15 protein-coding genes and 1 tRNA gene are annotated in these 18,333 nt (G+C 63.9%); 11 read left to right on the forward strand and 5 right to left on the reverse strand.

Annotation, left to right across the window (positions count from 1 at the left end; translation table 11 throughout):
• Window positions 1–256: 256 nt before the first annotated feature.
• Window positions 257–1,510: a serine/threonine transporter SstT gene (sstT, locus tag JI75_RS02735; protein WP_039688569.1), complete on the reverse strand. Its 1,254-nt coding sequence runs from the start codon at window positions 1,508–1,510 to the stop codon at window positions 257–259.
• 206 nt (window positions 1,511–1,716) lie between these two features.
• Here sstT and JI75_RS02740 point away from each other — a divergent pair.
• Window positions 1,717–1,800: transfer RNA gene (locus JI75_RS02740), tRNA-Leu, on the forward strand.
• Window positions 1,801–1,866: 66 nt separating this feature from the next.
• Here JI75_RS02740 and JI75_RS02745 read toward each other — a convergent pair.
• From JI75_RS02745 to JI75_RS02755, 3 genes are all read right to left on the reverse strand, one after another.
• Entirely contained in the window at window positions 1,867–3,219 is a 1,353-nt protein-coding gene (locus tag JI75_RS02745; protein ID WP_052241539.1) for an MFS transporter, read from the reverse strand.
• 1 nt (window position 3,220) lies between these two features.
• Window positions 3,221–4,669, reverse strand: a complete 1,449-nt coding sequence (locus JI75_RS02750; RefSeq protein WP_039688571.1) for a M20/M25/M40 family metallo-hydrolase — start codon at window positions 4,667–4,669, stop codon at window positions 3,221–3,223.
• A 108-nt stretch (window positions 4,670–4,777) separates the two neighbouring features.
• Complete coding sequence (locus JI75_RS02755) at window positions 4,778–5,137, reverse strand: hypothetical protein (RefSeq protein ID WP_039688574.1); 360 nt, start codon at window positions 5,135–5,137, stop codon at window positions 4,778–4,780.
• 266 nt (window positions 5,138–5,403) lie between these two features.
• On the opposite strand from JI75_RS02755, the gene tig reads away from it, so the two are divergent.
• From tig to thrS, 7 genes are all read left to right on the forward strand, one after another.
• Window positions 5,404–6,798, forward strand: a complete 1,395-nt coding sequence (gene tig, locus JI75_RS02760; protein WP_039688575.1) for a trigger factor — start codon at window positions 5,404–5,406, stop codon at window positions 6,796–6,798.
• Between the two features lie 177 nt (window positions 6,799–6,975).
• Window positions 6,976–7,590 (forward strand): ATP-dependent Clp protease proteolytic subunit, encoded by a 615-nt coding sequence (locus JI75_RS02765; RefSeq protein ID WP_039688577.1) that lies wholly within the window; start codon window positions 6,976–6,978, stop codon window positions 7,588–7,590.
• A 34-nt stretch (window positions 7,591–7,624) separates the two neighbouring features.
• Window positions 7,625–8,992, forward strand: a complete 1,368-nt coding sequence (gene clpX / locus JI75_RS02770) for an ATP-dependent Clp protease ATP-binding subunit ClpX (protein WP_039688579.1) — start codon at window positions 7,625–7,627, stop codon at window positions 8,990–8,992.
• Window positions 8,993–9,094: 102 nt separating this feature from the next.
• On the forward strand, window positions 9,095–11,779 hold the full coding sequence (locus JI75_RS02775; RefSeq protein ID WP_039688582.1) for a valine--tRNA ligase: 2,685 nt from the start codon (window positions 9,095–9,097) through the stop codon (window positions 11,777–11,779).
• Window positions 11,780–11,851: 72 nt separating this feature from the next.
• Entirely contained in the window at window positions 11,852–12,217 is a 366-nt protein-coding gene (locus JI75_RS02780; protein WP_039688583.1) for an arsenate reductase family protein, read from the forward strand.
• Window positions 12,218–12,349: 132 nt separating this feature from the next.
• Window positions 12,350–12,844 carry a zinc ribbon domain-containing protein gene (locus JI75_RS02785; RefSeq protein WP_039688586.1) on the forward strand — a complete coding sequence of 165 codons (495 nt, stop codon included), beginning with the start codon at window positions 12,350–12,352 and terminating at the stop codon, window positions 12,842–12,844.
• A 138-nt stretch (window positions 12,845–12,982) separates the two neighbouring features.
• The gene (gene thrS, locus JI75_RS02790; protein WP_039688588.1) at window positions 12,983–14,896 is read left to right on the forward strand and encodes a threonine--tRNA ligase; all 1,914 of its coding nucleotides are present in this window, start codon (window positions 12,983–12,985) and stop codon (window positions 14,894–14,896) included.
• A 187-nt stretch (window positions 14,897–15,083) separates the two neighbouring features.
• Here the strand turns inward: thrS and JI75_RS02795 are convergent, their stop codons facing one another.
• A complete protein-coding gene (locus tag JI75_RS02795) occupies window positions 15,084–15,992 on the reverse strand; it encodes a patatin-like phospholipase family protein (protein WP_039688591.1) in 909 nt (302 codons plus the stop codon).
• A gap of 269 nt (window positions 15,993–16,261) precedes the next feature.
• On the opposite strand from JI75_RS02795, the gene trxA reads away from it, so the two are divergent.
• The 3 genes from trxA (at window position 16,262) to JI75_RS02810 (ending at window position 18,233) form a co-directional block, all read left to right on the forward strand.
• The gene (gene trxA, locus JI75_RS02800; RefSeq protein WP_039688593.1) at window positions 16,262–16,570 is read left to right on the forward strand and encodes a thioredoxin; all 309 of its coding nucleotides are present in this window, start codon (window positions 16,262–16,264) and stop codon (window positions 16,568–16,570) included.
• A gap of 177 nt (window positions 16,571–16,747) precedes the next feature.
• The gene (locus tag JI75_RS02805; RefSeq protein WP_052241541.1) at window positions 16,748–17,416 is read left to right on the forward strand and encodes a TetR/AcrR family transcriptional regulator; all 669 of its coding nucleotides are present in this window, start codon (window positions 16,748–16,750) and stop codon (window positions 17,414–17,416) included.
• A gap of 163 nt (window positions 17,417–17,579) precedes the next feature.
• Complete coding sequence (locus tag JI75_RS02810) at window positions 17,580–18,233, forward strand: TetR/AcrR family transcriptional regulator (protein WP_052241542.1); 654 nt, start codon at window positions 17,580–17,582, stop codon at window positions 18,231–18,233.
• Window positions 18,234–18,333: the final 100 nt, after the last annotated feature.

The raw sequence follows: 18,333 nt of genomic DNA on the forward strand, positions 1-18,333 counted from the left end.
GGAAAGGAGAAAGGGAGGGTTCTCGCTTCGGCGGACACGCGGGTATGCGGTTTTCAGCGAAAACGGGCGACGCCCTCGATGGGTTTCGCTCCCATCTTCGAGGGGATGTTCCGAGTTCTTTTCGTCGCTCCGCTTTCGATGGTGCTTACTGTACGGGCCGTGCCTTAAAGGAACCTTAAAGGCGCGAAAAAAATCGCCCGCCACAGGTGACGAGCGATTTTTCTCCACAAATGAAATGGGCGGAAGGAAGGTCGGTTTAGTCCAGCTCGGCGTCTTCCACGTACGCACCCATGGTGAAGGTGCGGCCCTCGCGAGTCCATTCGCGGTACTCGGAGGTTGCGGTGAACAGGACGTCGGAAGAGGAGTTCAGGGCGGTCTCGCAGGAATCCTGGATAACGCCGATGATGAGTCCGATCGCAACGACCTGCATGGCGATGTCGTTGGAGATGCCGAACAGCGAGCAGGCGAGCGGGATCAGCAGGAGCGAGCCGCCGGCCACGCCCGAGGCGCCCGCCGCGCTGACGGCGGACAGAACCGAGAGGATGACGGCCGTGGGGATGTCGATGGCGATGCCCATGGTGTGGGCCGCGCACATGGCCATGACCGAGATGGTGACCGCAGCGCCCGCCATGTTGATGGTGGCTCCCAGCGGGATGGACACCGAGTAGTTGTCCTTGTCCAGGCCGAGGCGGCGGCACAGCTGCATGTTCACGGGGATGTTAGCCGCAGAGGAGCGCGTGAAGAACGCGGTGAGCCCCGAATCCTTCAGGGTGCGCAGCACCAAAGGATAGGGGTTCTTGCGCGTGAACACGAACACGATGAGCGGGTTCACCACCAGCGCGATGAAGAACATGCACGACACCAGCAAGACGATGAGCGCGCCGTACTCGGTGAAGATGTCCAGACCGTTGGTGGAGACGGAAGTGTAGACCAGGCCCAGGATGCCGAAGGGGGCGAGCTGGATGACCCAGTAGACGATCTTGCCGACGGCATCGGCGATGGAGGCGAACACCGACTTGGTGTTCTCGCTCGCGACGCGCAGGGCGACGCCCAGGCCGACGGCCCAAGCCAGGATGCCGATGTAGTTGGCGTTCGTGAGCGCAGCGACGGGGTTCACCGTGATGTTCAGGATCAGCGTGTTGAGAACCTCGCCGATTCCCTCGGGTGAGGACTGGGTGACCGCGTCTGCGTTCGCAAGCGTCAACTCGATGGGGAACGCGAAGGAGGCCAGCACGGCGATGAGGCCGGCGGCGAAGGTGGAAATGACGTACAGAAGGACGATGGTCTTCATGGTCCCGACGCCCTTCGCGTTAGCCAGCGCGCTGATGACCAGGAAGAACACCAGGATCGGCGCGACGGACTTCAGGGCGTTGACGAACAGGGAGCCCAGAAGGGTCACGATCGAGAGGTCTGCGGGAGCGAAGACGCCCAGCAGAGCGCCGATGACGAGACCGATCAGGATTCTGACGATCAGATCGATGCCGCTCCATTTCTGTAGAAGGCTTTTCATAGGTTTCCTTACCTCGGGGCTTCCAATGAGCGAATCCGCCCATTTCATTTGACGAATATTAGCGAAAAAACAGGGTATGGGTCGGGAGGTTTTTCATAAACGGCTCGTTTTTTGTCGCGTGCGACCCGCGCTGCGGGTTCAGAGCGCTTCGGTGCCGGGTTTCTGGTACCATGAGACGCGCTGCGCAGCTGTGGCTGCGCGCTTTCGCGGGCGTGGCGGAATTGGCAGACGCGCCAGATTTAGGTTCTGGTGTCCTTGACGTGAAGGTTCAAGTCCTTTCGCCCGCACCACAGACGAGGGGGCTGTCGCTCGGGCAGGGCGACGGCCCCTTTTCCCGTTTCGCTTTACCTTTCTAATCAGCGCGGATCGTTGCCGCCCCCTTCGCGTGCCGACGGGGTTTCGGCCTCGCCGAGCTTGCGCACGAGCCCGCGCGCCGCGCGGATGGATGCGAGCAGGAAGACGCCCATCAGCAAGGTGGCGACCATGACCATGATCCAAGCCGGCACGAACGACAGGTAAGCGTCGAACAGCGCGCCCGAAGCCACGGCGCCCACAGCCGCCCCGAACATCTCGAAGGCCGTCACGATTCCCGTCACGGTACCCAGGTCCTTCTTCCCGAACTCCTTCACGGTCATAAGCGGCGGGGCGACGGTGCCCATGCAGGTGCCGAACCCGAAGAACAGCGAGGCGAGGATGGGGCCTGCGTCGGTGGCGGGAAAGCACAGGGCCACCGCAGCCGCGAAAGACGCGGCGGTGCCCAAAACCGTGCCCGCGCGCATGCCCCAGCGGTCGTACAGGGCGCCGAGCGAAACCTTGAACACGATCACGCAGGCCAGGTAGAAAGCCCAGACGTTGCCGGCCCACAGCGCGTCGTGGCCCCCGGTGACGATCACGGTCCCGTTCAGCTCCACCGAGGTCATGTTCGACACCGCGTTGGTGATGATGGCCCCGTTGTCGATGCCCATCATCACGAATCCGGCGGTCATCAGCCAAAACGCCTTGCTCTTCCGCAGCACCTTCCAGCCGATGTCGATGGTCACCGGTTCGTCGGGCGAGCGGTCGGCTCGCGCGCTTTCCAGCTGTCCGGCACCGTAGGGGGAAAGCCCCTTGTCGCCGGGTTGGTTGCGGAAGAAGGCCGCCACCAGGGGCAGGCCCAGCACCAGGCACACGAAGGCAAGTACGGTGAAGGCGCTGCGCCAGCCCATGTTCACGATGAGCGCGCTGGTGATGGGGGACAGCGCCACGCCTCCGGCCCCCGACCCCGATAGGGCGATCGACACGGCCAGGCCGCGTTTCAGGGTGAACCAGTTGGCGATGACGACGCTTGCCAGGAGCCTCGTGCCGGCCACGACGATGGTTCCGGCCGCGATGCAAAGGGCGTAGAGGTGCCACAGCTGGGTTGCGCGCGAGAGCCCGATGAGCACCGCAAAGGCGCAGATCACGGTGAAGGTGCCCAGGATGCGCGCGTCCCAGACGTCGATGAGCCTGCCGATCGCGAGCGACGCGAAGACGGCGGCGACGGTGCACAGCGACACGCCGGTGTTGAATTGCCCGACCGTTATTCCCAGATCCTGCACGATATGGGTCTGGAACAGCGGGATGCAGTTGACGAACGCCGTGTAGCAGGTGGCCATGAGCGCGAACCCGCCCGCGACGATCCACCAGCCGTAAAACGGTTTGCGCGCCGCGCTGCCCTCGGTTTCGGCCATGCTATCCTCCCAGCCTGTCGATGTTGCGTATCAGCTCGTAGTAAAATCCGACGCCGCGCTTGAAGCTTTCCACGTCGATGTTCTCGTCCTGCCCGTGGATACGCGAGCGCTGGTCGCCTCGGAACAGCATGCCGGCGAAGCGGTACACGCGCTGGAACTCCCGCTGGAAATGGCGGGCATCGCTGCAGCTGACCTGGATATACGGGGCGATTCCCGCTTCGGGGTAGGCGCTGCGCACCACCGCGCACAGAAAGTTCCAGGCGCGATCGCCTCTCCAGGGGGCGATGCGGGAGGGTTCGATGGCGTCGAACAGGCAGACGTCGGCTTCCCCCTCGAAGGCGGCCTCGATGCGCGCGCGGGCCTCCTGCACGCTTTCCGCGGGATCGACCCGCACGTTCACGTTGGCTCTCGCCTGTTTGGGGATGACGTTGGCGGAAGGGGACCCCTCCAGCTCGGTTAGGGCGTAGGTGGTGCGCAGCATGGCGGCCGTTTCGGGATTCCCCTCGAGCATGCGCACGACCAGAGGCCTGAACAGCCACAGGTTTCCGAACACGATGCGGTAGGGAAGGCCGCTGTGGGCGGCCAGCTCGCGCAGCATGGCCTCGAGGGGCGCGGACATGCGGGCCGCGCCGGGGTTTCTCTGCAGCCGCTCGAGGCCCGTGACCAGGCGCGCGGTGGAGTCCGACAACGACGGGGTGGAGGCGTGCCCTCCTTCGGAGCTTACGGTGATATCGGCATTGAACAGGCCTTTTTCTGCCAAGCCGATGACGGCGAACTCGTTTTTCACGTTCAGGGGCGCGTTGTCGATGACCGCGCCGCCCTCGTCGAGCACGAAGGCCGGTTCGATGCCGCGCCGCTTGAAGGTTTCGACCAGGATGGGCGTGGTGTCCCCGTTGTCCTCCTCGCAGTTCGACGACCACAGATAGATCGTGCGCACGGGTGCGAACCCTTCGCTCAGCAGCATCTCGGCCGCCTCGTAGAGCCCGGCCAGAAGGCATTTCGTGTCGACGGCCCCGCGCGCCCAGATCCGCCCGTCCTCGACATCGGCGCCGAAAGGATCGTGCGTCCATCCGCGCGGATCGGCCGACACCACGTCGTGGTGGGCCATGAGCACCACGGGATCGAGCGCAGGATCCGACCCCTCCCATTTCAGCAGGATGCCGTAGGTGTTGATCATCTCGAGCTCCAGCTGGCCGAACACGCGCGGGTACAGCTCGCGCATGCGGGGGACGAAGCGGTCGAAGGGCCCGCGGTCGGCATCGGGGTTCTCGCGGTCCCACACCGTGGGAATGCGCAGCATGTCGCGGAAGCGCTCGACCGCCTCGTCGCTTCCTCTGACGGAGGTGGGAGGGAGGGGATCGTCCACGGTTGCGGGCTTCACGCGCAGGCCCCGCACGACGATCACGGCGAGCAGCGACGCAACGGCGGCGATAACGAGCGCAGCGACCATACGGACCACCTTTCACGAAAGGGGGATGCTGCGCTTATGCTAGCACGTCGCAGGCGCGTCCGATGCGGCGGCGGGTCGCAAAGCGGCGCGGCTGCGCGCGCCTAGCGCCTAGCGGGCGATGAGCCCTAGGAGGAAGCCCACTGCCATGCAGACGGCCGAGAACAGCGCGGTCATGCCGATGAGGCGCGCATCGCGGCGGGCCCGGTCGTACTCGGCCTTCTCGTCGCGCGCCTTCTCGGGGAAGTGGGAGTAACCCGAAGACGAGATGACGACGATGGTTCCGTGGCGCGGGTCGTTCTTCACGTTGAGGGCGCCCGCTTCGATCAGCTCGGCCTGGAGGTCGTTGTCGGGACGGTAGGGAAACGCGCAGCGGAAGACCGGATCGGAGTTCGCCGAGCACAGCGAGCGCTCGTAGTCGATCAGTCGGTGGAGTTCGCGTTCCTGCGCGAGGTTGAGCTGCAATGACACGGCGGGGCCTTTCGGGTTCGTTTACGCTGCATTTTGTCGTTGATCGGATTATATGACATGGGAGGCGCCCTTGCGGGGCCCAATTGGCCGTCCTCGATTTTTTCGCGTCCGTACTCTTGGTGAATCGCTTTATCTGCAATCCCGAGTATGCGATAATCCCCACTCGGTATGTTCGCTGCGATTAAGCAGCGCGGAGCGCTTGGGCGCACGCTGGTTCGTCTGCAACGGGCGTGCCACGAAGCTTACAGACAACGGAGGAAACATAAGTGGAAACTTCAGCTGAGGTCCTTAAGGACAACCGCGTCAAGGTGGCCGTCACCGTCGATGAGGCTACGGTCGTCGCCCGTTTCAAGAAGCAGTACAAGCAGGTGGCCGGCCAGTACAATTTCCCTGGTTTCCGTCGCGGGAAGGCCCCGCGCGCCGTTATCGACAACGCGCTGGGCAAAGAGGCCGTCGCGGCCCAGGTCACCGATGATCTGGTGAACGAGACCTGCGGTCGGGCCATGGACGACAACGGGCTGTTCCCGGTCGCCAAGCCCGAGTTCGACGGCGAGGTAGCCCTCGCGGTCGACGGAGCGTCCTTCTCGTATTCCTTCGAGGTTGCGGTGAAGCCCTCCTTCGAGCTGAAGAGCTACGACGCCCTGTCCTTCGCCATGCCCGCCGAGGGCGCGTCCGACGAAGAGGTCGACGCGGAGGTCGCGGCGCTGCAGGAGCACTACTACGACATCGTCGATGCGGCCGCCAACACCAAGATCAAAGAGGACAACTACGCCGACCTGGCCATCAAGGCCACCGACGACGAGGGCAACGACATCGAGTCCATCTCCACCGAGTCGCGCCAGTACGGCCTCGGGTCGGGCCTGTTCCCCAAGTCGTTCGACGACGAGCTGCTGGGCCTGAAGAAGGGCGACTCCAAGCAGTTCACCATTGACGTTCCCGCCGAGCCCACGGTTATGACCAGCGCCCTTGTCGGCAAGACCGAGAAGATCGCCTTCGACGTCACCGTCATCGTCGTCAAGAAGAAGAAAGCCGTCGAGATGACCGACGAGTGGGTCAAGGAGACCTTCGGCCTCGAGGGCGTGGACGATCTGCGCACGAACATCTCCGAGTCCATCGCGGCCCAGAAGGCCGCCGTGCTGCCCCGCCTGAAGGAGAACCGCGCGCTTATGGCGCTTGCCGAGCGGCTCGAGGGCGACGCGCCCGAGAATATGGTCGAGGCCGCTGAAGCCCAGCTGGTGCAGGACTTCTTCCAGCAGCTTCAGATGCAGGGCCTCACGTTCGACGCCTACCTCGCCTCCCAGAACCTGACCTCCCAGCAGTTCCGCGACGACCTCAAGAAGCAGGCCGCCGACACGGTCAAGCAGGATCTCGCGCTCGACGCCTGGGCCGCCCATGCGGGCCTCGAGGTCACCGACGAGGACATCTCCGCCGAGTTCGCCAACTCCGGCGCCGAGGATCCCGCGGCCGTCGAGAAGAGCTGGCGCGAGGCCGGCCAGATCCACATGGTCCGCCAGGGCGTCCTGCGCCAGAAGGCGCTCGACAACGCGCTGGAGTCCGCGGTCATCACCGAGGAAGTCGCCGAGGACAAGCCCGCGAAGAAGGCCCCTGCGAAGAAGTCTTCCAAGAAGAAGGACGCCGAGCAGGCTTCTGACGCCGAATAGCTCCGTTTAGCGATAAAATGGGCGGGCGCATCGCGTGACGGTGCGTCCGCTTTTTTCTATTCCATCGGGTAACGCGGCCGCCTTTCGGCTTGAACGCCGAGCGCAGCAGCATCACGATTGGCCGGTGACGAAGGTAGCAACCGGGCGCACGTTCGCCCCGAAGAGAGAAGGATCGACATGGCACACAACATCAACGGAGCCTTGATTCCGTACGTCATCGAGCAGTCGCCGCGCGGCGAGCGCAGCTTCGACATCTATTCGCGCCTGCTGAACGACCGCATCATCTTCCTGGGCGAGGCGATCGACGACAACGTTGCGAATTCCGTGGTCGCGCAGCTCCTGCATCTGGAAAGCGCCGATCCGGACAAGGACATCTCGCTCTACATCAATTCGCCCGGGGGATCGGTCACCGCCGGCCTGGCCATTCTCGACACCATGAACTTCATCAAGTGCGACGTGTCCACGATCTGCATGGGCATGGCCGCTTCGATGGGCGCCGTGCTGCTGTCGGCCGGAGCCAAGGGCAAGCGGTTGGTGCTTCCCAACGCCGAGGTTATGATCCACCAGCCCTCAGGCGGGGCCCAGGGCCAGCAGACCGAGATCGCCATCATGGCCGAGCAGATCCTCAAGACCCGCGAGCGCCTGAACAAGATCCTCGCGGACAACTGCGGCCGCCCCTTCGAAGACGTGCAGCGCGACACCGAGCGCGACAACTGGCTGACCGCCGAGGAAGCCGTGGCCTACGGCATCGTCGACCGCATCACCACCTCGCGATCCGCCGCCGCACACTAGCAAGAGCCCTTTCGGGCCGAGACGAGGAACGACCTTGACTGACAAACGAACCGACGAATTCACGAACGAAGCCGACATCGCCTGCGCCTTCTGCGGGAAGCGCCCGCATGAGGTTGCGGCGATGATCGCCGGTCCCAACGGGATCTACATCTGCGATGAGTGCATTTCGGTGTGCGCCGAGTCGCTTATGCGCGACATGGGCATGAACGTTGCCGGGCGCCGCCCCCATGCCGGTTTCGATCCCGACTTCATACCGGCGGCCGCCGTGGAAGGCGAGGCCGCCGAGCCTTCGCCCGAAGACGTCCTGGAAAACCTGCCCACCCCGCATCAGCTCTACGACCAGCTCTCCGAGTACGTCGTGGGGCAGGAGGCCGCCAAACGCGCCTTGTCGGTGGCGGTGTACAACCACTACAAGCGCGTCAGCCTGGGGGCCGATGCGGCAGAGGGCGACGTCGAGCTTTCCAAGAGCAACATCATGCTGCTCGGTCCCACCGGGTCGGGAAAGACGCTGCTCGCCCAGACGCTCGCCCGCAGCTTGCGCGTCCCGTTCGCCATCGCGGACGCCACGACGCTCACCGAGGCGGGGTACGTGGGCGAAGACGTCGAGAACATCCTGCTCAAGCTCATCACTGCAGCCGACTTCGACATCCCGCGCGCCGAGATCGGCATCGTCTACATCGACGAGATCGACAAGGTGGCGCGCAAGGCCGAGAACCTCTCCATCACGCGCGACGTCTCGGGGGAGGGCGTGCAGCAGGCGCTCCTGAAGATCGTCGAGGGCACCGAGGCGAGCGTCCCCCCGCAGGGCGGGCGCAAGCATCCCCAGCAAGAGCTCATCCGCATCGACACGACGAACATCCTGTTCATCCTGGGCGGCGCGTTCGTCGGCCTTTCCGACATCGTGGCCGAGCGCATCGGCAAGAGCGTGATCGGCTTCAACTCCGAGATCCCCGAGTCGGCCAAGAAGTCCGAGGCCGAGCTTCTGCTGAAGGTCCTGCCCGAGGATCTGAACAAGTTCGGCATGATCCCCGAGTTCGTGGGCCGCATCCCGGTCATCACCTCGCTTTCCGCACTTGACGAGGACGACCTGATCAGGATTCTGTCCGAACCGAAAAACGCGCTGGTCAAGCAGTACCAGCGCATGTTCGAGTTCGAGGATTCCCGGCTGGAGTTCACCGACGGGGCCCTGCGCGCCATCGCCCGCGAGGCGGTCGAGCACGGAACGGGCGCGCGCGGTTTGCGCTCCATCTGCGAGCGCGTGCTGCAAGACGTGATGTACGATCTGCCCGAGCACGAAGGCGCCTCGCATGTGACGCTGCGCGAAAGCGACATCGCGGGCGATACGAAGCCCGAGATCGAGGTGGTCGAAGAGGCGGCGGCGGAGGATGCGCCGCAAGGGTAGGCGGTTCGCCATGGGGTATCATGGAAACGGGCGCCGGGCTTTTCGCAGCGCCCGTTTCTTTGCATCGATGAAGGAAAGCGGTTCTCAAAAAGGCGGTTCTCAATGACTTCTAACGGGACACAGGATCAGGGCAGGCCGAAAGACGATTTCGCCGCCCGCGAGCGCGTTCGGTTCAACCAATGGAAGGATGCCGGGTACTTCTCGCGCAGCGAGGGTCGCGGCGAGTACGCGCAGCATCCCTTCACCATCACCATCCCCCCGCCCAACATCACGGGCTTCCTCCATATGGGCCACGCGCTGAACGACACCATCCAGGACACCTGCATCCGCCGCGCCCGCATGCAAGGGTATCGCACCCGCTGGGTTCTGGGAACCGACCATGCGGGCATCGCCACCCAGACCAAGGTCGACAAGAAGCTGGCCGAGGAGGGTATCTCCCGCCTGCAGATCGGCCGCGAGGCGTTCATCGAGGAATGCTGGAAATGGCGCGCTCAGTACGGCAGCACCATCGTGAACCAGATCAAGGGCATGGGCTGCTCGGTCGACTACGACGACGAGCACTTCACGCTCGACCCCGACTACGTGGATGCGGTGCGCAAGCTGTTTGTCGACTGGTACCACGACGGCATCATCTATCGCGGCAAGCGCATCGTGAACTGGTGCCCCCACTGCACCACGGCCATCGCCGACGACGAGGCGGAGTACGTGGACGAGGCGGGTCACCTGTGGTACCTGCGCTACCCTCTGACCGAGCCCGTCGACGGCATGGACCACATCGTCGTGGCCACCACGCGCCCCGAGACCATGCTGGGCGACACCGGTGTCGCGGTGAGCCCTTCGGACGAATCGAAGAAGGCGCTGGTGGGCAAGACGGTGAAGCTGCCGCTGGTCGATCGGGAGATCCCCATTTTCTCCGACTACCACGTGGACGCGTCGTTCGGCACGGGCTTCGTCAAGGTGACGCCGTCGCACGACCCCAACGACTGGGCGATGGGCGAGCGCAACGGGCTGCCGCGCATCAACGTGTTCGACGAGACCGCGCACGTGGTGGAGGGCTACGGGCGCTTCTCGGGGATGAGCCGCGACGAGGCGCGCGAGGCGATCGTCGCCGAATTCGACGCCCTCGGGCTGCTCGAGAAGGTGGAAGACCACCCTCATTCGGTCATGACCTGCTATCGGTGCCACACCAAGCTCGAGCCCTGGGAGTCCGAGCAGTGGTTCGTCGCGGTCGACCGCTTGAAGGAGGAGGCCGCCCGCGTGGTGGAGGACGGTTCGATCCGCTTCCATCCCGCCCGTTGGAAGCGCGTCTATCTCGATTGGCTCGAGAACCTGAAGGACTGGTGCATCTCGCGCCAGCTGTGGTGGGGTCACCGCATCCCCGTGTTCTACTGCGACGAGTGCGGCTGGGAGGATGCGTCGGTCGCCAACATCGAGGTGTGCCCGAAGTGCGGCAAGCCCGTCCGTCAGGACGAGGACGTGCTGGACACCTGGTTCTCGTCCCAGTTGTGGCCCTTCGCCATCCTGGGATGGACCATCGACGGCACCGAATCGCCCGAGCTGAAAGAGGTGTACCCGACCCAGGTGCTCTCGACGGCGCGCGATATCATGGGCCTGTGGGTGGCGCGCATGGTGATGGCCTCCACGTACTGCACCGGGCAGATCCCTTTCGAGCACGTCATCATCCACCCCACGGTGATGGGGGCCGACGGCAAGCCCATGAGCAAATCGCGCGGAAACGGCGTCGATCCTTTGCGCCTCATGGAAGACTACGGTGCCGACGGCATGCGCTTCGGCCTGCTGATGCAGGTCACCGGCGGGCAGGACCTCCGCTTCAACGAGTCGAAGCTGGAGAGCAGCCGCAACTTCGCCAACAAGGTGCGCAACGCCGCCCGCTTCGTGGGAATGCATCTGGACGGCTACGAGCCCGGCGCGCCCGAACCCACCACCCCCGCCGACAAGTGGATCTTCAGCCGCCTGGCCAAGCTGGTGGCGCGTTTGGACGACCTGTACGCCGAGTTCGAGTTCGGCGACATCGCCCGCGAGCTGTACGCGTTTTTCTGGAACGAGTACTGCGACTGGTACATCGAGTTCTCCAAGAGCCGCCTGGACGAGTCGGCCGACCCGGCCGATCGCCTGGCGTGCCAGCGCAACCTCATGTTCGTACTCGACCAGGCCATCCGCCTGCTGCATCCGGTGATGCCCTTCGTGACCGAGGACATCTACCAAGAGCTTCCCTTCGACCGCTCGCAGGCTCCGTACCTGATCGGCGCCGCATGGCCTTCCGCCTCGGAGCTTTCCCGCTTCGCCGACGACGAGGCCGAGCGCGCGATCGACATGGTATGCGAGGTCGTGACGGGGGTCCGCTCGACGCGCGCCCGCTACGGGATCTCGCCGAAAGAGCCCCTGGCGCTTGCCGTGAAGGCATCCGAGGAGGACAGTCGCCTGCTGGGTGCGCAGTCCGCCCTCATCTCGGCGATGGCGAACGCGTCTGATCTGGCCATCTCCGCCGATGCGCAGAAGCCCGCGCAGGCGGCGGCCGTTCTGGGCAGCGGTATCGAGGTGTACGTGGCGCTGGCCGGCTTGGTTGACTTCGACGCCGAGCGCGCGCGGCTCGAGAAAGAGCGGGCGAAGCTGGAGAAGGACGCCGAGAAGCTGGGCAAGAAGCTGGCGAACGAGGGCTACCTCGCGAAGGCGGCCCCCGAGATCATCGAGAAGGACCGGGCGAAGCACGCCGACGCGCTCGACCGCATCGCCCGCATCGACGTTCAGCTTGCCGAGCTGGCGTAAGCAACCGTTTCGGATTCAGGCCCGCCGCGTTGCCGCCCGGTAGCGCGGCGGGTTCGGAGAGGTGGGAGAGACATGGCCGACGTTCTGTTCGTGGAATACCCCAAGTGCACGACGTGCAAGAAGGCGAAGAAGTGGCTTGACGAGCACGGGGTCTCCTACACCGGCCGCCATATCGTCGAGGACAACCCGACGGCAGACGAGCTGGCTGTATGGCACGAGCGCAGCGGGCTTCCGGTGCGCCGGTTCTTCAACACCAGCGGCATGCTGTACCGCGAGCGCAACATCAAGGCGGTCCTGGACGCTGGCATCTCCGATAAGGAGGCCTTAGAGCTGCTCGCCGGGAACGGCATGCTGGTGAAGCGCCCGATCGTCGTCGGGCCCGACTTCGTCCTCGTGGGCTTCCGCGAGGACGCGTGGGCCGAGGCCCTTGCGCGCTAAGCGGGCCTGCGGCCTGGGTGCGCGTGTGAGGGCTGTGTGCTCGCGGCTGGGCGGTAACTTCCTTTTGGTATAATCGACCCCGCCTGCGCATGCGGGCCTTCTGCAAATCGTAAGAGAGGAAACGAGAAGCGTATGGGCGATATTCTGGCGCAGCTGTGGACTCCCGAGGTCCAGGCGGCTTTCACGCTCGCGGTCGTGTTCCTGGTCATCTTGTACGTCCTTTCCATCGTGTGGGTTGCGCGCGACGCGTACCTGCGCGGCGGGCACTGGTACGTGTGGGCGGTCGTCGCCCTCGTCCCGTTGCTGGGCGTCATCGCGTATTGCCTGCTGAGGCCGCCTTTGCTGCTCATCGATCGGGACGAGCAGGAGCTGGAGGTGGCGCTTAAGCAGCGCGAGCTGATGAAGTACGGCGAGTGCGCCCATTGCGGTTACCCGGTCGAGGCCGATTACGTGCTGTGCCCCAATTGCCATACGCAGCTGAAGAACCTGTGCCCCACGTGCCATCATGCGCTCGATCCGCGCTGGACGGTGTGCCCGTACTGCGCCACGCCGGTCGCTGCGCGCTCGGGACAGAATCGAACTACCGCCCCCGCCGGCCGCAAGCCGGTCATGCCGGACGAGGCATAGCGGGCGCACGTACGCTGTCAGCATGAACCGCCTCGTCTCGGGGCGGTTTTGTTGTATATACCAGGCTGCAGGCGCTCTGTATGCGCCCGGCAGGAAGCAGGTGCTTTGTACGCACCCGGCAGAAAGAGAGGATCCATCATGTTCATCACCCTTCCCGACGGGGCTCGAAAAGAGCTCGAGGACGGATCGACGGTAGCGGATGTCGCCGCCTCCATCGGGACCGGTCTGGCGAAAGCCGCCCTGGGCGGAATCGTCAACGGAAAGGCGGTAGACGCATCGTTTCCGGTGTCTGACGGGGACGAAGTGTCCATCGTCACCGATAAGAGCGAAGGGGCGCTCGAGCTTTTGCGCCATTCGACGGCCCATGTCATGGCGGCCGCTCTGGTCGATCTGTACGGCGACGTGAAGTTCGGAGTCGGCCCGGCCATCGAGAACGGCTTCTACTACGACGTCCAGCTCGACCGAACGCTGTCTTCGGACGATTTCGCCGCGATCGAGGCCCGCATGGCCGAGATCGTCGCTGCGGGTACGCCTTTCGAGCGCAAAGAGGTTACCCAGGCCGAGGCGCTGGAGCTGTTCGCCGACCAGCCGTTCAAGGTCGAGCTCATCAACGAGCTGCCTTCCGACCAGGTTATAACCACGTACGGCATCGGGTCGTTCAGCGATCTGTGCCGCGGCCCGCACGTGCCCGACACGTCGAAGGTCGCCGCGTTCAAGCTGACCAAGATCGCCGGCGCGTACTGGCGCGGGGACGCCGAGCGCGAGCAGCTGCAGCGCATTTACGGAACGGCGTTCTTCAAGCAGCGCGATCTGGACACCTACCTGGCCAACCTCGAGGAGGCCGAGAAGCGCGACCACCGCAAGCTCGGTCGCGACCTGGATTTCTACATGATGAGCGATATGGCGGGCGTGGGTTTGCCGCTCTACCTTCCCAACGGCGCGCGGGTCATCCGCACGCTGCAGGAATGGCTGCGCAAAGAGCTGTACCGCCGCGGCTACGAAGAGGTCATCACGCCGCACATCTACAAGTCAGACGTATGGAAGACGTCCGGCCATTACGATTTCTACCACGACAACATGTACTTCTTCAACATCAACGAGGGAACCGACGAGCAGCCCCGCTTCTCCGAATACGGCGTGAAGCCCATGAACTGCCCGGGTCATGTGATGCTGTTCGGCAACTCCATCCACTCGTACAAAGACCTTCCCGTCCGCTTCTTCGAGTTCGGCACGGTGTACCGCCACGAGATGAGCGGCGCGGTGCACGGCCTCATGCGGGCCCGCGGCTTCACGCAAGACGACGCGCATGTGTTCTGCCGCGAAGACCAGGTGGTCGACGAGGTGGTCGAGATCCTCGATTTGGCGGACGCCATCATGGGCGAGTTCGGGTTCGAATACGAGGCCGAGATCTCCACGCGCCCCGAGAAGTCCATCGGATCGGACGCCATGTGGGAGCATGCCGAGAGCTCGCTGAAGAAGGCCTGCGAGGTGCGCGGGCTGAAGTACGAGCTGAACGAGGGCGACGGCGCCTTCTACGGCCCGAAGATCGACATCAAGGTGAAAGATGCGATCGGGCGCATGTGGCAGTGCTCGACGGTCCAGGTCGATTTCAACCTGCCCGAGCGGTTCGATATCTCGTACCGCACAGCCGACAACGGAGAGGCGCGCCCCTTCATGCTGCACCGCGCGCTGTTCGGGTCGATCGAGCGCTTCCTGGGGATCCTCATCGAGCACTACGCCGGCGCGCTGCCGCTGTGGCTGTCGCCCGTGCAGGTGGTCGTGCTGCCCATCGCCGATCGCCATAAGGAGGCGGCCGACGAGCTGGCGAAGCGCCTTCAGCGCGCAGGCGGGCGCGTGGAGGTGTACGGCCAGAACGAGCCGATGCGCGTGAAGATCGCGAAGGCCCAGGCCGGCAAGGTCCCCTACATGGTGGTTCTGGGCGACAAAGAGATCGAGACGGGCACCGTTTCGGTGCGCGAGCGCTTCGAGGGCGACCTGGGCACGTGGGACGTGTCCAAGCTCGAGGAGCTGCTGAACGACGCGCAGGTTTAGGCGAGCGCCGCGTTTCGCTTCCGCTTGAATCGGGCGCCCTCCCCCGGGCTTTCGGGGGAGGGCGCCCTGTTTTTTTGCGCGGGGAGAAAGGCGGTTCGGCCCGGGCGGCCAGCGTCCGGGTGGCCGGTGCTCCCTCTGCGCTGCACCGATGCATCGCGACGCGCCGACACGGCACGACGCGCCCGGCTTATGCTTCGAGGTAGGCTGCCAGTGCGGGCCACAGACGGTGCGCGACCTCGTAGCCTTGGAGGTAGAGGTCGATCAGCGCATCGCGGTCCTTCTCCATGTTCGAGACGGTGACGGGATGCTCGGGCCAGATGACGAACGCGTCTTTCGCGGCGTGCATGCGCTTGAGGGCTCGGTAGGTCCGGTTGTACTCGATGTGGCGGCACTCCAGGCGGTCGAGATAGTAGGGGAAATCGCGGTACACCTGCCGCTCGAGCGCTGCGAGCTTGTCGGGTTCGCGTTCGAAGTCGGCGTGGTGGGTGCATACGACGATCCGCTTGGTGTTCGGTCGCGTGATCTGGGAATAGATGATGGGGATGCTGTCGCAGGTCCCCCCGTCCAAAAGCTTCTTGCCGTCGACCTCCACGATCTGGCTGACCAAGGGGATGGAAGACGACGCTATCAGGTAGGGCCGCCCCTCTTCGGAGCCGAGATGGGCATGGTAGTCCGCTTCGCCCGTTTCCAGGTCCGACGCCACGCTGACCAGCGTCATGGGGGAGCGGTCGAAGAACCCGTAGTCGATGGGCTCGAGCTTTTCGGGGATCTGCCGGAACATGAAGTCCCGACCGCACGCGTTTCCCGTGAGCGCATAGCTTTTGAGCGACAGGTAGCGCCAATCCTGGCAGTACTTCGCGTTCAAGTACGCGGTTTGGCCGCGGTAGCCGGCCACGTAGTACCAACCGCACAGCGCGCCCGCCGAAACGCCGATCACGCGGTCGCAGAACAGGGAGCGCTCCATGAGGGCGTCGCACACGCCCGCGGTGAACTGGCCGCGCATGGCTCCGCCCTCCAACACGAGATCGACGGCTGCGGTTGCATGTCCCTGGTAGGCGGGGGCGTCGGCTGCAGGGCCGGGTGCGGTGCGTTCCATGGTGCCTTCTTTCATCGGGTGCGTGCGCGCATCGGTTTTGCAGGGAGTGCAGGTTGGGCGTCGATGTCGGCCGCAGGGCCGCCCGAACCGTTCGGGGGCCGTTTCCTTAGTATAGGGATACCGCCGCCGTTCGGTTCCCGCCTGCACGCAGTCCGCACGTATACGGAAGGTAACGGTTGGAAACGAGGTCGTCCCTGCGTCGGAAATGCATTAAGATTGTAAGCAATTTAAACGCCTGTCATGCCGATAGGAAACATAAGGAGGCTCCGATGAGCGAAGTGATCAATTCCGCAAACTTCCAGGAGAAGGTTCTGGATGCCAAGACCCCCGTTCTGGTCGACTTCTATGCAACCTGGTGCGGCCCCTGCAAGATGATGGCCCCTACCGTCGACGAGATCGCCGCCGAGAAGGCCGGCGAGGTCGCGGTCTACAAGATCGACATCGACGAGAACCCCGACATCGCCCAGCGCTACGGCGTCATGAGCATCCCGACCTTCATCTCGTTCGAGGGCGGCAACCTCAAGAAGCAGGTGATCGGCGCGCAGCCCAAGCAGGCTCTGCTCGATCTCCTTTCCTAGCATCGATCGAACGCGGTTTGCGAACGGCCCTCGAAAGAGGGCCGTTTTTTGTGAGAATCAGGTTATTTCTTTTACTAATAACTTTATTGCGTCTCAATGTCATGTCTCGGTTACATTAGAAATTCTCACTGTGCTACAGTACGAGCCAAGGTTGGGTCGTGCAAAAGGATGGAAGCTATGGCTACTCATCCAGGAAAGCCTGCCGTAAACCATCTTCGCGCAGGCGAGCTCCGTCGCAAAGAGCTCATCGAGGCTGCTCGGTACGTATACGAACAGAAGGGCATCGAGCGCTCTTCCGTCAAGGACATAACCGACCACCTGTATGTGACGCGCAGCCTGTTCTACCACTACTTCGTCGATAAGGACGATATAACCGAGTGGGTGCTTCTCACCTACGTGCGCGACTTCGTCAAACTGGCGCAACGGTGGAACGAGCGCCGCGCGCGGGGCGATGTGCGCACCGCGGTGTCCCAGTGCACGCGGTTGTTTCGCCAGGCGGTGTTCGACGACAACCCCTTGCGCGCCGAGATCGCGGGGCCGACGCGCGCCGACAGGTACCTGAGCTTCACGTTCCGCTGCACCGAAGAGGTGACGCGGTTCTGCCTGTGCGAGGTCATCCCCGAATACAGGAGGTTCCACCCCTTCGAGCTCGCGCATCCGTACGAAACGGTGTACCTGCTGCTGTTCGGGTTGGTGGGCCTTATCCGCCGCTACCCCGATACGCCCGACGACGTGATTGCGGACATCGTTATCGATACGCTGCACCTCGAAGCGGATCGGCGGGGGTCGGAAAACCGGCTCGCCGTGCCGCCCGCAGACCTCGCCTGGTGTTTTCCAACCGTATGATTAAGCGCGAAACCTCCATGATTGCTTCAAGCGGTTGAATTACCTGTTCTTACAACGCCTGTTCAGGCCGTTGACACTTTTTGCAATCTGTTCATTGACGCCCTGTCAAATGTGAACATATTATGTGCCTATGTTCGGATAGGGAGCAGATGAAAGGGTTGTCATGGCGGTCTCGGTATCTGAACAAAGCGGGCATGCGCCCATCGCGGAGCTTCGGCGAACCGATATCGTCGAGGCCGCCCGCAGCCTGTACGAGAGGAAGGGCATCGGCAGCACGTCGGTCAAAGACATCGCGGCCGAAGTGGGTGTGACACGCAGCCTGTTCTACCATTACTTCAAGAACAAAGACGACGTCACCGAGGCGGTCCTCGACACTTACGTTCAGGATTTCGTCGAGCTGGTCCGGCATTGGAACGCCTCGCGCGAGCTCGGGAACGTGCGCAAGGCCCTGTCCGAGAGCATCAAGGTGATTCGCAGGGGCCTGTTCGACAACAACTCCCTGCGCAAGGATCTGGCCAACAACGAAAACGCCGGCCTGTACCTGAAATTCGCCTCGCGCGTGTCGGAGGCGCTTGCCCGCTACATCACCGACACCACGGTGGTCGATTACGCCCGGTACCACGAAATCGAGATCGACCATGTGTTCGAGACCTTCTACGTGCTGATCAGCGGACTGGTGAGCTACATGCGCTACAACCCCGAAGTGTCCGACGAGGTGCTGGCCGATATCGTCGCCCAGACCCTGCGGCTGGACCTCGACTACGTTCCCGGCGGGTCGAAGGTCGCGCCTTGTGCGACGGGGGCCGCGCCGCGCTAGGCGGTGCCGACTGAGAATCGCGGCGGTTCGTCCGCCTTGGAATACATGTGAGAAGCGCCCGGGGGAGGGCTTGGCTTCTTGCGTCCGAAAAAGGGGATTG

Origin of the sequence: Berryella intestinalis, from assembly GCF_000814825.1 — a bacterium.
Taxonomy (GTDB): domain Bacteria; phylum Actinomycetota; class Coriobacteriia; order Coriobacteriales; family Eggerthellaceae; genus Berryella; species Berryella intestinalis.

Coding starts and splice junctions, on each gene's coding strand:
- sstT (WP_039688569.1), bottom strand. CDS start 1,510: ATGAAAAGCCTTCTACAGAAATGGAGCGGCATCGATCTGATCGTCAGA.
- JI75_RS02745 (WP_052241539.1), bottom strand. CDS start 3,219: ATGGCCGAAACCGAGGGCAGCGCGGCGCGCAAACCGTTTTACGGCTGG.
- JI75_RS02750 (WP_039688571.1), bottom strand. CDS start 4,669: ATGGTCGCTGCGCTCGTTATCGCCGCCGTTGCGTCGCTGCTCGCCGTG.
- JI75_RS02765 (WP_039688577.1), top strand. CDS start 6,976: ATGGCACACAACATCAACGGAGCCTTGATTCCGTACGTCATCGAGCAG.
- JI75_RS02775 (WP_039688582.1), top strand. CDS start 9,095: ATGACTTCTAACGGGACACAGGATCAGGGCAGGCCGAAAGACGATTTC.
- JI75_RS02780 (WP_039688583.1), top strand. CDS start 11,852: ATGGCCGACGTTCTGTTCGTGGAATACCCCAAGTGCACGACGTGCAAG.
- JI75_RS02785 (WP_039688586.1), top strand. CDS start 12,350: ATGGGCGATATTCTGGCGCAGCTGTGGACTCCCGAGGTCCAGGCGGCT.
- thrS (WP_039688588.1), top strand. CDS start 12,983: ATGTTCATCACCCTTCCCGACGGGGCTCGAAAAGAGCTCGAGGACGGA.
- JI75_RS02795 (WP_039688591.1), bottom strand. CDS start 15,992: ATGGAACGCACCGCACCCGGCCCTGCAGCCGACGCCCCCGCCTACCAG.
- trxA (WP_039688593.1), top strand. CDS start 16,262: ATGAGCGAAGTGATCAATTCCGCAAACTTCCAGGAGAAGGTTCTGGAT.
- JI75_RS02805 (WP_052241541.1), top strand. CDS start 16,748: ATGGCTACTCATCCAGGAAAGCCTGCCGTAAACCATCTTCGCGCAGGC.
- JI75_RS02810 (WP_052241542.1), top strand. CDS start 17,580: ATGGCGGTCTCGGTATCTGAACAAAGCGGGCATGCGCCCATCGCGGAG.